Origin of the sequence: Paracidovorax wautersii, from assembly GCF_900113035.1 — a bacterium.
GTDB lineage: Bacteria > Pseudomonadota > Gammaproteobacteria > Burkholderiales > Burkholderiaceae_C > Paracidovorax > Paracidovorax wautersii.
The window spans coordinates 46,299-60,602 of sequence record NZ_FONX01000001.1; the positions used below are offsets into that span (position 1 = coordinate 46,299).

5 protein-coding genes and 1 pseudogene are annotated in these 14,304 nt (G+C 64.0%); 3 read left to right on the top strand and 3 right to left on the bottom strand.

Annotated elements, in window-relative coordinates:
• Window positions 1-147: 147 nt before the first annotated feature.
• Genes BM070_RS00180 through BM070_RS00185 form a run of 3 tightly spaced genes read right to left on the bottom strand, consistent with a single transcriptional unit; the run spans window position 148 to window position 12,763 of the window.
• Window positions 148-10,920 carry an ESPR-type extended signal peptide-containing protein gene (locus BM070_RS00180; RefSeq protein WP_175518380.1) on the bottom strand — a complete coding sequence of 3,591 codons (10,773 nt, stop codon included), beginning with the start codon at window positions 10,918-10,920 and terminating at the stop codon, window positions 148-150.
• Entirely contained in the window at window positions 10,917-11,420 is a 504-nt protein-coding gene (locus BM070_RS24720; protein ID WP_175518381.1) for a hypothetical protein, read from the bottom strand. Before BM070_RS24720 ends, BM070_RS00180 begins: the two co-directional genes overlap by 4 nt.
• Window positions 11,417-12,763: an EAL domain-containing protein gene (locus BM070_RS00185; RefSeq protein ID WP_139222748.1), complete on the bottom strand. Its 1,347-nt coding sequence runs from the start codon at window positions 12,761-12,763 to the stop codon at window positions 11,417-11,419. The genes BM070_RS24720 and BM070_RS00185 overlap by 4 nt, the downstream gene beginning before the upstream one ends.
• 204 nt (window positions 12,764-12,967) lie before the next feature.
• Between BM070_RS00185 and BM070_RS00190 the strand changes: the two genes are divergently transcribed.
• From BM070_RS00190 to BM070_RS23970, 3 genes and pseudogenes are all read left to right on the top strand, one after another.
• The gene (locus tag BM070_RS00190) at window positions 12,968-13,534 is read left to right on the top strand and encodes a recombinase family protein (RefSeq protein WP_092937259.1); all 567 of its coding nucleotides are present in this window, start codon (window positions 12,968-12,970) and stop codon (window positions 13,532-13,534) included.
• Between the two features lie 97 nt (window positions 13,535-13,631).
• Window positions 13,632-13,769, top strand: coding sequence for a hypothetical protein (locus BM070_RS24725; RefSeq protein ID WP_175518382.1), 138 nt, complete (start codon window positions 13,632-13,634; stop codon window positions 13,767-13,769).
• Window positions 13,768-13,917: pseudogene (locus BM070_RS23970) on the top strand (IS5/IS1182 family transposase); the annotation flags it as partial. The gene BM070_RS24725 and the pseudogene BM070_RS23970, both read left to right, overlap by 2 nt.
• Window positions 13,918-14,304 lie beyond the last annotated feature (387 nt).

Sequence of the window (14,304 nt, forward strand, 5' to 3'; positions counted from 1 at the left end):
ATGAATTCCTTTGATACTTGATGTCCGCCCCCGGCAGGGGGGGCGGGTTGCGGAGCCGCGAGAAGGCGGTGGAGAAGCCCCTGTCCCAAGGAGCGAAGGGGATCTCCGGCCCCGAGGCGATCACGCCGGCTCGGCGCCCTCAGGCCCTCACCAGGCGAAGCCCACGCCGCCGCCTACGCCCACGCTGCCCCGGGTGGTCGCCGACCCGCTGAACTTGAAGATCCAGCGTCCGCTGTCCGAGAGCACCGAGGCGCCGACCGCGAGCGCCGACTGCCCGCCATAGGTGCCGATGGCCACCGACGTCATCCCCCTGCCCGGCGCGTACGCCTGCGGCAGATTGGCCGTGGCGATCGCCGCTGCGATGCCGGCATTGGCCTCGCGCCGCACCGTGTTCACCGCACGGTCCGTATAGGCACGCTGTTCGGCCAGACCCTGGTTCAGCTGGTCCACGTTGACGGCATCGGTGCCCGCCACGCCGGGCGCCACGTTGGAGATCGTGGCCGGCCCCTGGCCGTTACCCATGGTGATCCGGCTGTAGTTGCTGGTGCCATCGGGGTTCGTGTCGTAGCGCACCATTCCCTGCTGCGACGACCGGAGCTGGCTCACGTTGACCGCATCCGTGTCGGCCGAACCCGCCGCCACATTGGTGACCTGCCGCTCACGGCCCGCCGCACCGACCGACACGCTGTTGGCCCGGTCGGCCACAGCGCCGCTTCCCAGCGCCACGGCGTTGTTCGCAGTCGCCTGCGCATCGGTGCCCAGCGCCAGGCTACGGTCACCCGAGGCCACCGCACCGCTTCCGCCGGCGGCGGCATTGCTGCCGGTCGCCGAGGGCTTGGCCTTGCCGTCAGTGTTGTTGACCTGGAAGAGCCCGTCCTTGCCGTCGCGCAGGTTCTGCACGTTGGTCGTGTTCTGCACCGTCTGCTGGCTCACCTGCTGCACGCGGCTGTCCGTATAGACGTTGGCCTGCCGCACCGCGCCGTCGAGCTGGCGCAGATTGACCGCATCCGTGGCCTCCCGGGCATCGGCCACATTGCTCAGCGTGCGGATCTGGCCGGCGCTGGCATTACCGATCGAAACCGTGCCCGCCGTGTCGTTCTGCACTCCCGAGTACGTGCCGGTATAGCGCTCCGCACCGCGGCCGCCATCGCTGGCGCCATCGCCAACCGCCACGCTGCCATCGGCCCGGGCGCTGGCATTGCGGCCCAGCGCGACAGCGCCTGCACCCGAGGCCGAGGCCGCAGCGCCCACCGCCGAGGCACCCGCGCCGGAGGCCGTTGCCCCGACCCCTGCGGCCAGAGCCTGGCTGCCAGTCGCTCCATCGCCGTTGCTGTTGCCGCCTTGCGTGCCACCGTCGTTGGCGCCGTAGTAGCGCGTCCGCCCGCTGGACACCGCTGCCTGCAACTGGCTGACGTTGACCGCATCGGTGGCGGCCGAACCGGCCGCTACGTTGACGATCCTCATGCCGCCAGCATCCACGCCAGCACGGGTCACGCTGGGCCCGTTGGCAATGACGAGGCCCGTGCTTCCCAGCACCACGTCGCTGCCGACCTTCACACCAGCGGTGTCAATGAAGGTATTGCCCATCGTCAAGCTGTCCAGCGTCAGCACCTTGGACAGGTCGAAGGTGACGTCATTGCCGGACGCGGTCTTGCGCACCACGATATTTCCGTCGCTGTTCTTCAGATCCACGGTAGCGCCTGGCGCCACATTGGTGCTGTTGCTGCCCTGAGCAGAAATGTTCCAGCCCGCACCGGCCTTCTGATCCACCGCAAACAGCTGCGAACCGTTCACTGCATCCGTCGAGGACGATGACACCGCACCTGCGGCCAGATTGGTCAGGCGCTGGGCATTGCCTGGATTAGCCGCAGTGCCACCCTTGGCCGTCAGCACCGTTTCGTCCAGAGTGCTCGTGCGTTGCACCACCCCCGACGAACCGCCGTCGATCGCCGAGAACACATCACCGACGTTGTTGTAGATCGAACCACCGATCGAATAGCTCGGCGCCTTGCCGTTCTTCACGTCCGCACCACCGCCCAGGTACTGGCTGGTGTTCGAGGCAACGTCATTGACCGTCTGGTTGGTCGTGAACAGTTGGCTGCCGTTCACCGCGTCCTTGGACGCAGCGGAGAGGTCGCCGTTGGCCACGTTGGTGATCTTCTTGTCACCGGCATCGATACCGGAGGCCAGCACGCTGGGACCGTTCGTGATCGTGAGACCGGTCGTATCCAGCTTCACATTGCCCGTAGTGATGGACGTCGCCTTCAGATCATCGGCCGTGGCCACGGTGATGTCCGTGCCCGTGCGCGTGATTTTTATGTTCTGCCCATACTTGAACTGCACCGTGTCACCCGGCTTGACCTGCGTCGCAGCATCGCCATTGGCCTGGACATTCCAGCCCGCGTTAGCGGTCTGTTGCACCGAAGCGATCGCGTCGTTGACGGTGTCCTTGCCCGTGCCGCCGACATTGCTCACCGTGACCTTGCCGGTCGTCGCGTCATAGGCGGCGTTGCCGCCCAGCGTGCTGGCCGTCGAGCTGCCGAGCTGGTCGCTCCGCCCGCCCAGGCCCGTGATCGCCTGATTGGTGGCGAACAGCTGCGAGCCAGTCACCGCATCCTTGGACGCAGCGGAGAGGTCGCCGTTGGCCACGTTCGTGATCTTCTTGCCGCCGGCATCAATGCCGGAGGCGAGAACACTGGGTCCGTTCGCAATGGCCAGGCCATTGGTGTCCAGCTTGGCGTTGCCGGTCGTGATGGACGTCGCCTTCAGATCATCGGCCGTGGCCACCGTGATGTCCGTGCCCGTGCGCGTGACCTTGATGTTCTGGCCATCCTTGAACTGCACCGTGTCGCCCGGCTTGACCTGCGTCGCAGCATCGCCATTGGCCTGGACATTCCAGCCCGCGTTAGCGGTCTGTTGCACCGAAGCGATCGCGTCGTTGACGGTGTCCTTGCCGGTGCCGCCGACATTGCTCACCGTGACCCTGCCGGTCGTCGCGTCATAGGCGGCGTTGCCGCCCAGCGTGCTGGCCGTCGAACTGCCGAGCTGGTCGCTCCGCCCGCCCAGGCCCGTGATCGCCTGGTTGGTGGCAAACAGCTGATTACCATTCACCGCGTCCTTGGACGCAGCGGACAGGTCACCATTGGCCACGTTAGTGATCTTCTTGTCGCCGGCATCAATGCCGGAGGCGAGAACACTGGGTCCGTTCGCAATGGCCAGGCCATTGGTGTCCAGCTTGGCGTTACCGGTCGTGATGGACGTCGCCTTCAGATCGTCGGCAGTGGCCACGGTGATGTCCGTGCCCGTGCGCGTGACCTTGATGTTCTGGCCATCCTTGAACTGGACGGTACTGCCCGGCTGCACCTGCGTCGCAGCATCGCCATTGGCCTGCACGTTCCAACCAGCGTTGGCCGTCTGCTGCACCGAAGCGATCGCGTCGTTGACGGTGTCCTTGCCCGTGCCGCCGACATTGCTCATACCGACCTTGCCCGTAGTCGAGTCATAGGCCGCATTGCCGCCCAGCACCGTGGCAGTCGAGGTTCCAAGCTGGTCACCCCGCGCGCCCAGGCCAGTGATCGCCTGATTGGTCGTGAACAGCTGCGAGCCAGTCACTGCATCCTTGGACGCAGCGGAGAGGTCGCCGTTGGCCACGTTCGTGATCGTCTTGTCGCCGGCATCGATGCCGGACGCCAGCACGCTCGGGCCGTTGGTGATCGCCAGGCCATTGGTGTCCAGCTTGACGTTGCCGGTTGTGATGGACGTCGCCTTCAGATCGTCGGCCGTGGCCACGGTGATGTCCGCGCCCGTGCGCGTGACCTTGATGTTCTGCCCGTCCTTGAACTGCACCGTTTCGCCCGGCTTGACCTGTGTCGCAGCGTCGCCATTGGCCTGCACATTCCAGCCCGCGTTAGCGGTCTGTTGCACTGCGGCGATCGCGTCGTTGACGGTGTCCTTGCCCGTGCCGCCGACATTGCTCACCGTGACCTTGCCGGTGGCCGGGTCATAAGCTGCATTGCCGCCCAGCACCGTGGCCGTCGAGGTTCCAAGCTGGTCACCCCGCGTGCCCAGGCCAGCAACTACCTGATTGGTCGCGAACAGCTGGGAGCCGTTCACCGCGTCCTTGGACGTGGCGGACAGGTCGCCATCAGCCACGTTGGTGATCTTCTTCGAGCCCGCATCGATGCCCGAAGCCCGCATGCTCGGGCCATTGGTAATCGTCAGACCATTGGTGTCGAGCTTGCTGTTACCCGTGGTGATGGACGTCGCCGTCAAGTCATCGGCCGTAGCGACCGTGATATCGGAACCAATGCGCGTTACCTTGATGTTCTGGCCATCCTTGAACTGCACCGTGGCGCCGGGCGCAACCTGCGTTGCAGTGTCGCCATTGGCCTGCACGTTGAAGCCCTTGTTGGCCGTGCTGTTCACCGCAGCGATGGCATTGTTGACGGTTGTCTTTCCCGTACCACCAATGTCGCTTGGGCCTGTGATTGTGCCGTCGGCATTGATAGTCGAGCCACCGATAACATTGGCAACGCTGGTCGATGTGGCAAACAGTTGGCTGCCATTCACTGCATCCGTCGAGCCGGAGGCAACAGTTCCAGCCGCAAGATTCGTCAGCTTCTGGGCATTGCCAGGAGCGGCGGCTGTACCACCCATCGTGGTCAACACAGTCTCGTCAGCAGTCGTCGTCCGCTGCACCACGCCTGCCGCGCCATTCGCCACGCTGTTGAAGAGATTCGTGACATTCTGGTTGGTCGTAAACAGCTGCCCGCCATTCACGGCATCCGTCGAGGAGGCTGTCGAGATATCGCCCGCAGCAACATTGATGATCCTCTTGGAGCCTGCATCAATGCCGGACGCCAGGATACTTGGACCATTCGCAATTGTCAGACCGTTGGTGTCGAGCTTGGCATTGCCCGTCGTCACGCTTGTGGCGTCGATATCGTCTGCCGTCGCAACCGTCACGTCATTTCCGCTGCGCGTCACCTTGATGTTCTGACCATCCTTGAACTGCACCGTGTCACCTGGCTTGACCTGCGTCGCAGCGTCGCCATTGGCCTGCACGTTCCAGCCCTTGTTGGCTGTATCAAGAGCCGTATTGGCCGTTGTGTTCGCCGAACCAATCGCACCGGCGATGGTGGTCTGACCGGTGCCACCGATGTTGGTGCCAGCCGTCAGCGTACCCGTCGTGCTGTCATAAGATGCATTGCCACCGATTGAGCTTGCCGTCGATGTGCCGAGCGTATCGACCTTCGTACTGACCGAGGTCAGCGCCTGATTGGTCGCAAACAATTGCGAGCCATTCACGCCATCCGTCGATGTCGCAGACAATGCGCCCGCAGCGACGTTCTTGATCTGTCTTTCAGCACCAGCAGCGCCCACGCTGAGAACACCGGCAGGCGTGTTGCCTGCGAAGCTGAAATTGTTACCGTTGAGGGTTACGCCGTTTTCACGTGTTGCAGCATTGGCGGTGGTCGAATCAGCGCCAATGGCCACGGAGTTGTTAAGAGAGGCTGACGCGCCCTGGCCCACGGCGATACTAAGGACAGAGCCCGCATTGGCTCGACTACCAATCGCAACCGAACTGTTGCCAGCGATGCTGTCTGCACCGATAGCCACTGAACCAACGCCGATAGCCGAGTTATTGCTACCCAGAGCCACGGCACCAAGCCCGCTCGCCGTGTTTTTGTCACCCAAGGCAACTGCGCCCGAAAAACCGCTATTGCCATTGGCCGAGTTATCACGCCCCATAGCGACTGAGGCCGTACCCGCTGTGTTCGGATCTCCGATAGCAACGGCGCCATCGCCGTTGGCAGTATTGCCAGAACCGATGGAAACCGACTTTCCACCTTTGGCGACGGCGTTGTTACCAATAGACACGGCTTCCGCCGTCTCCGCACTTGCACTCGTGCCGATGGCAACCGAATTGTCACCCTTGGCACGCGCCGTGTCGCCCATGGCTGTAGCCGAAATGCCGCCAGCACCCGCTTGCCATCCAATAGCAGTAGACCTTTCGCCGATCGCCCTGCTCAACCCACCGATAGCAGTCGAGTTAACGGCAAAAGCCTTCGCTTGCGAACCGACGGCAGTTGCACGCGTTGCCATCGCATCGGCATTGCCACCAATGCTCACAGCACCAGCCCAAAGGGCCTGCGCCTGAGTTCCGATTGCGATTGAGTTGACCTCATTAGCGACTGATTGCCGCCCCATGGAAATAGAACTAGCTCCAGAGGCCGTACTTGCCGCACCGATTGCCATTGCATTATCGGCTGATGCCTTGGCACTATCACCAACTGCTGTGCTGGAGGCCCCAATTGCTGCGGCCTTGTTGCCGGTCGCCATGCTGCTTTCGCCGGTCGCAACCGCTACGGGTCCAACCGCAATGCTGTTAACACCACCTGCATTGCTATCGGTGAGTGACGAGTTGGCATGGAAGTATTTGATGCCACCACCACCATTGATGTTCGTGATCTGCGTATTCAGCGTCGTCAGACTGCCATTGACCCCATCAAAGGCCGAGCCCACGTTGCTGTAATTTTTGCCTTGAATCGTATATGTCGGCGCGCTGATCGTTCCGTTTGGGTTGACGGTGGCACCACCGCCGAGATTGCCGGCGATGCTTGAATTGCTGGCGAACAACTGGCCGCCGTTGACCGCATCCGTCGAGCCGGATGCAACCGTGCCTGCCGCAAGGTTCGTCAGCTTCTGGGCATTGCCAGGAGCCGCCGAAGTGGCGCCCGCAGCCGTCAAAACCGTCGTGTCAGCCGTCGTTGTCCGCTGCACCACGCCCGTCGTTCCATTCTTCACGTTGTTGGTGAGGTTGGTCACGTCGCCCTGAAGATTCGTCACGTTGGTATTGGTGGCAAACAGCTGATTACCGTTCACCGCGTCCTTGGACGCAGTGGAGAGGTCGCCATTGGTCACGTTCGTGATCGTCTTGCCGCCGGCATCGATGCCAGAAGCCAGCACGCTCGGGCCGTTCGCGATCGTGAGGCCGGTCGTATCCAGCTTCGCATTGCCCGTGGTGATCGAGGTGGCCTTCAGGTCATCGGCCGTGGCAACGGTGATGTCCGTGCCCGTGCGCGTGATCTTGATGTTCTGCCCGTCCTTGAACTGCACCGTGTCGCCCGGCTTGACCTGCGTCGCAGCATCGCCATTGGCCTGGACATTCCAGCCCGCGTTAGCGGTCTGTTGCACCGAGGCGATCGCGTCGTTGACGGTGTCTTTGCCCGTGCCGCCGACGTTGCTCACCGTGACATTGCCCGTGGCCGGGTCATAGGCGGCGTTGCCGCCCAGCGTGCCGGCCGTCGAGGTGCCCAGTTGATCCACTCGGGAGCCCATGCCGTTAAGTGCCTGATTGGTCGTGAACAGCTGCGATCCATTGACCGCATCCTTGGATGCGGCGGACAGGTCGCCGCTAGCAACGTTGGTGATCTTCTTGCCACCCGCATCGATACCGGAAGCCAGCACGCTCGGGCCGTTCGTGATCGTGAGGCCCGTCGTATCCAGCTTCGCATTGCCGGTCGTCACGCTTATCGCAGCAATATCATCGGCTGTCGCAATCGTCACACCCGTACCGTTGCGCGTCACCTTGATGTTCTGGCCATTGATGAGCTCGACCGTCGTACCAGGAGCCACATTCGAGGGCGTATCCCCGTTTGTCTGAATGTTCCAGCCCAGGTTGGCCGTTGCGATCGCAGTATTGGCTGTGGACAGGGCAGCGTTGGCGGTGGTGTTTGCACCCGTGGCTTGCGTAGCGGCGTTGTTGGCGGTGTTGTTGACGTTGTTGATTGCGCCGTGGATGGTGCTCTGGCCGGTGTTGCCGATGTTCGACATCGTCAAGCTGCCATTGGCGTAGGTAGCGTTGCCCCCCAGGACACCCCGCATGCTGTTTCCGGTTGCAAAGAGCTGCGAGCCGTTGACCGCATCGGTGGAACTCGCTGTCACAGCCCCGGAAGCCACATTGGTGATCGTCTTCAAGCCCGCATTGATGCCCGAAGCCAGCACGCTGGGGCCGTTGGCAATCGTCAGGCCATTGGTGTCGAGTTTGCTGTTTCCAGTGGTGATGGACGTCGCATTCAGATCGTCGGCCGTCGCCACCGTGATGTCCGCTCCGTTGTGGGTCACCTTGATGTTCTTGCCATCCTTGAACTGCACCGTGTCGCCCGGCTTGACCTGGGTGGCGGTGTCGCCGTTGGCCTGCACGTTCCAGCCGGTATTGGCCGTCTGTTGCACTGCGGCGATCGCGTCGTTGACGGTGTTCTTGCCCGTGCCGCCGACATTGCTCACCGTGACCTTGCCGGTCGTCGCGTCATAGGCGGCGTTGCCGCCCAGCGTGCCGGCCGTCGAGGTGCCCAGTTGATCCACTCGGGAGCCCAAGCCACCCATTGCCTGATTGGTTGCGAACAGCTGCGATCCGTTGACCGCGTCCTTGGATGCGGCGGACAGGTCGCCATTGGCCACGTTCGTGATCTTCTTGCCACCCGCATCGATGCCGGAGGCCAGAACGCTCGGGCCGTTGGTGATCGCCAGGCCATTGGTGTCCAGCTTGGCGTTGCCGGTCGCGATGGACGTCGCCTTCAGATCGTCGGCCGTCGCCACCGTGATGTCCGTGCCCGTGCGCGTGACCTTGATGTTCTGGCCATCCTTGAACTGCACCGTGTCACCCGGCTTGACCTGGGTGGCGGTGTCGCCGTTGGCCTGCACATTGAAACCCTTGTTGGCCGTGGCAAGGGCCGTGTTTGCCGTCGTGTTGGCGGTTCCGATGGCTGCGCCGATCGTGCCCTGGCCCGTGCCGCCGATGTTGTTGCCAATCGCCAGGGTGCCCGTCGTACTGTTGTAAGTCGCGCTGTCGCCGATCACGCTGGCCGCCGACGTACCAAGGGCGTCGATTTTCCCGCCAGCGATGGAAAGGGCCTGATTGGTCGCGAACAGCTGCGAGCCATTCACCGCGTCGGTAGACGCTGCGGACAATGCACCAGCCGCGACATTCTTCAGCTGCCTTTCATTGCCCGCAGAGCCAATGCTCACGACACTCGACGGACTCGCTCCCGCGAAGTTGTAGCTGGTGCCATTGATGGTGACCGATGCAGTCGGCGCGGCTGCGCTGGTTGCCGAGCCGGCGCCCAGCGCCACGTCGTTCGCGTTGTTGGCGACAGCGCCGGAGCCGAGGGCCATGGAATTGGTCGCCTTGGCGGCTGCCGTATCGCCCAGGGCTACGCTGCCGGCACTGCTCGTCGAAGACCGGATGCCGAGCGCGATCGAGCCCTGCCCTTGGGCATTGTTGGTGTTCCCGATCGCCACCGCTCCATCGCCGTTAACGGTGTTGTCCTTGCCCAGCGCTACAGCACCTGCGCCCGCAACAATGTTCGGATCGCCGATCGCCACGGCGCCATCGCCATCGGCGACATTGCCTGCACCGATCGATACGGCCTTTCCACCCTTGGCCGTGGCCGATTTGCCGATCGCGACCGACTGCGCCGTTTCGGCCAGGGCGCCATCGCCCAGTGCCACTGAAGACGCCCCCTGGGCGCTGGAATTGGCGCCGCCTGCAAAGGCATTGAGGCCACCTGCCACTGCACCGAAGCCGATCGCCGAAGCGTTATCCGCCTGCCCCCTGGACTTCCCACCAATGGCGATGGCATTCGCTCCGGATGCGTTGGCAGCGCCACCGCTACCGCCAAGAAGGGTGTTATCGCTAGAACCGAGCGCAACCGACCCAAACCCGGTGGCCTGGGTGTTGCGGCCCACGGCTGTGGCCACCGCACCCGAGGCATTCGAGAACTGTCCCAGCGCCTGCGCATAGTCGCCATCGGCGCTGGAAAATGCACCGATGGCTGACGAACGGAATCCATTGCTCGTTGCACTTGTACCGATCGCTACGCCCCAAGTTCCTGTCGCCCGAGAGTTCGACCCCAAGGCGATAGCACCATCACCGGAAGCTGTGGATTGGGTCCCCAAGGCCATGGCGTTATCGACGGACGAGTTGGCTCTCAGACCCATGCTGAGGGCTCCGATCCCCTTAGCGACAGAATCTGAGCCGAAGGCAATGGCGCTATTTCCGGAAGAACTGGCTCGTATGCCAATGGCAATGGCACCAATGCCTGCGGAATTCCCTTCGGCCCCAAATGCGATGGCGCCATTACCTGAAGCTTTGGAGCGGGCACCCAGGGCGACGGCATTGACATCCAAGGATGTGGCATCCGTCCCTACGGCGGTAGCACCGGAGAACGACGCTTTGGAGCGAGCACCTAAAGCGATGGCGTTGTCAGCAGAAGCTGCGGAATCGGCGCCCAAGGCCGTAGCGCCATTGCCAGAGGCTTGGGAACGGGGACCTATAGCGATGGTGCTGGCATTGGACGCGACGGAACGAGTCCCAATGGCGATGGAGGAAATAGCGGAAGCGCCTGCGTCGCTTCCCAAGGCAATAGCGGTATCGAAGGCCGCGTTGGCTTTCACCCCTATGCCGATAGCTCCGACCCCTGCGGCGGCAGAATCCGACCCGAAGGCAATGGCGCTATTTCCGGAAGCCTTGGCACGGAGGCCAATGCTCGTAGCGCCCGTATCAGAAGCTGCAGAATCGACACCCAGGGCAAGCGAGCTGTTGCCGGATGCCTTGGCCCGCTGACCTATAGCGACAGCGCCCACATCGGAAGCAACAGCACCGGCATCCAAGGCAACTTCCGCTACGGCGGGGCCTGCCCCGAAGATCAGGCCCAGCGATAGCGCCGCCGCGATCGGGCGCAGCGCCATGCCTGCGCGGCCATACGCAGCCGAAGCGCCCGTGCCGCCGCCGGACTTGCGCAAGTCCAGCGTGCCGCCGCCTTCACCATTGCCGCTTCCGCGATGGCACGCTATTTCAGAGGCGACCACAAGCTGGCAGCGCGAGCGACTCCACACAGTGCGGTAGATCTTGTTCATTGCATGTTTCCTTCGATGTTGCGAATTGCTTGTGCGGTGGCGGAGTGATGGGGGGCGCTGTGCCCGCCTGGCGGGGAACGCAGGTAGCCGGCGTACTCGCGCACGCAGGCGCCGTGTGAGAAGCCGATGAGCCGGACGCGGCGCAGCTGCGCCGCGCTCCAGCGCGACCCGGGCACTGGTGACATGGAGAGGTGGGGGTCGTCGAAATGGGGGGGCAAGGCGTAGAAGCCGAGGGCTACGCCTGCGCCGTAGTGCTCCAGCGCCTGGCTTTCGCCGCGCGATGCGGACTGCTCGCTCGGCAGGCGCAGCAGCTGCTTTTGCAGCAGCAGCGACACGCGCTGCGCCCATTGCACGGGCTCGTCGCCGACCTGCGCCACCGCATGCGGGTTCAGCCAGGCCAGCACGGGCAGCACGACCGACGGCACACGCATCCACTCGGGCAGCCAGCGCGCGAGCAGCACCGCTGCAGCGTGGCGTAGACCGAGGGACAGCGGCTTCATGGCTGCTCCATGCCCACGGGCAGGATCAGCTGAATGCTCGGCTGGCCCACGGTGACTGGCGCCACCGCACGGCCCTGCAGCCAGGGCACGCCCGCCAGGCTGGCCGCCAGCACCTCGTCCTGCGAGCCCACCCCTTCGGCCACGACCAGCGGTGACAGCGTTCCGGCCAACGCCGCCAAGTGCTGCAGGTAGTCAGCGGCGGTACGGCTGCCGGAAGCGGCGCGCACCAGCCCGCCGCAGAGCTTGATCACCTGCGGTGCAACGGCGCACACGAAGTCCAGCCGGGTATAGCCGGCCCCGAAGTCGTCAATGGCGATCTGGCAGCCCATCTGCCGCATGGCCTTCACCAGCTCCACGGCCTGCCCGAAGTCGGGCAGGGGCGCGGTTTCGGTGATCTCCAGGGTCAGGCGCGCTGCGACCGAGCGCGCCTTGCGCAGGCGATCGAAGATGCCGCCCCAGCTCCCGGTGCCCGGCACCAGGCTTTGCGCGGACAGGTTGCACCCCAGCCGCAGCGACGGATCCGCTTCCAGCTGGCCGACGACGGCATCCAGCACCACCCAGTCCAGCAGCCGCACCAGCCCCAGGCGCTCCAGCGCAGGTACCAGTTCGCATGCCGACATGTCGGGTTCACCGGCGCACGCGGCCACGCGCAGCAAGGCCTCCTGGTAGAGCACGTCATCCCCGGACGCACGCCCCGACGCCCCAGCGGAAACGACGGGCTGCAGCGCCAGCTGCACCCGCCCCTGCGTCAGGGCCCGATGGAAAGCCAGCGCCGCTTCCATGTCGGCTTCGTAGGCCAGGCGCCCCACCCAGCCGCACGGCAGGGAAGGCAAGGCGGGAACACCCATGCCCTGGCCTTCGAACTCCTGCAGGTGCGGCAGACGGCCGTCCAGGTAGTCATGCGCCGGCAACTGGACCCGATCGACACTGACCACCAGCAAGGCACGGCGCCCCTGGCTGGCGAAAGGCTGGGCAAACAAGGCCTGCTGCCATGCCTCGATCCGCGCGTCGGGCAAAGCACTCGCCTCACGCGCCGCCGCGGCTTGATCGGCCAGCGGGGGCAATGCCACGAGGAACCGGCGATGGTCCACGGTAGCAACCGAGCCACCCCACAGATGCAGGCGCCATTGCAGGGCGCGCAACGCAGCTGCGGCGAAGTCTTCGCCATACACCACCGCCAAGTGATCGCGGTTGTGCAGATCGACAAGGGCGTAGGCCGCCATCGGGGCTGTGGCAACGCCCCCTGGGCCGTCACCGGCAAGTGCTCCCTCCCGAGGACCAGCCAGCAAGCCACGACGGCTCACGAGATGGTTGTGCTGGCCGAATGTGCTGGTTAAGTACAAAATGGGTCGGTTGTGTGACCATCCGACCGCATACACAGATTACTGGGGAGTTACAGGGCTTTGGCCCCCGATAGCCCCCCCATGGCGATAGGGACCCGTTCTGTCAACTCAGGGCGCGTTCCAAAAGAGGGAAGATGACCTCTGTGGCTGGCCGGCAACAAGCCAGTCGGGGAAGCGCCCCAACTTCCAGGGATGGTTTCCGCTTTGATGATTGGCTACGCACGGGTTTCTACTGAAGACCAGTGTCTGGATCTGCAAATCCAAGCACTGCAGCACTTAGGCTGCGACAAGATCTATTCCGACCACGGCATTTCTGGCGCGGTCAACTCGCGCCCCGGACTGGATCGGGCGCTGGCACGGCTCAAACCCGGCGACACGCTGGCCGTGTGGAGGCTGGACCGGCTGGGCCGCTCGCTGCCGCACCTGGTGTGGCTGCTGGAAACACTGGGACGACGCAAGGTCTCCTTCCACTCCATCACCGAGCACATCAACACTCGCTCCTCCGGCGGGAGATTGGTGTTCCACATGATGGCGGCGCTGGCGGAGTTCGAGCGCACCCTGATCAGCGAGCGCACCCGGGCCGGCATGGAGGCGGCTCGCGCGGCCGGGCGCAGCATCGGACGCAGACCGCTGCTGACGCAGCGGCAGCTGATCGAGGTCAGCCTACAACTCAAACGCGGCCAAAAGACGTTGCGTGAGATTGCTGGCGAACTGAAAGTACATCCGCGCACGGTGCAACGCGGGCTCGCGCGGCTGAAGGCGATCAAGTGAACAGGAACCCGATGCACCGGCATTCAACCCCGGGCGCAATCGCTGCGGAATTGAAGGGCCCCAGAAGTCGGACGGCCATGGTTTCGCCGATCAGGCAGTGTTTCTCAGCCGATTCGCCACCAAGCTGGCCGCATCGCTCTTCAAAACGATGAAGCGCGCGCCCATCGCATCCATGCGCAAGCCAAATGCGCACATGACCATCCAGAACCTCGAACTCGCCTTCGAGCACCCATGAACACCCGTGCCGCGCGCGCAAGCGCCAGTTCGGTCGCGCCAAGCTGTGCTACCGAGGGCTGGCCAAGAACACCGCGCAGTTGCGCCCGCTGTTTGCGTTAGCCAATCTCTGGCTGGTGCGGTGCAAATTGCTGGGGGCCATGGCATGAGTGCGCCCGCAGAGCACCAGACAGGCCAGATCGACGGCCGATCTGAACCCACATGCACATGAGCCAAGAAGAAGCGAGTTCAGCTGCCTCGCCCCTCCACGGGTTCCGCGCATCAGCACACTCATGCGCGCTCTGCAGACCTTTCGCAAAACGAGCATCATCCTCGCCGTGCCCTGAAATACCAATCGCCGCATGAATTCCAGCAACGTAGAGATTCTCTAAGAACGTGTTCACGATCTCGCAGGGGATCGCGTTGGAGCGCAATCGGGATGAGTGGATGCTTCGGATGCGCCGCATGGGCTCATGCCCATGCAAGCAGCCGGGGCGTCCGATCGCCCGATTTCGCTCCAACCCGAAGGGCAGCGACGTCGGCGGGCGGTCTGCGGC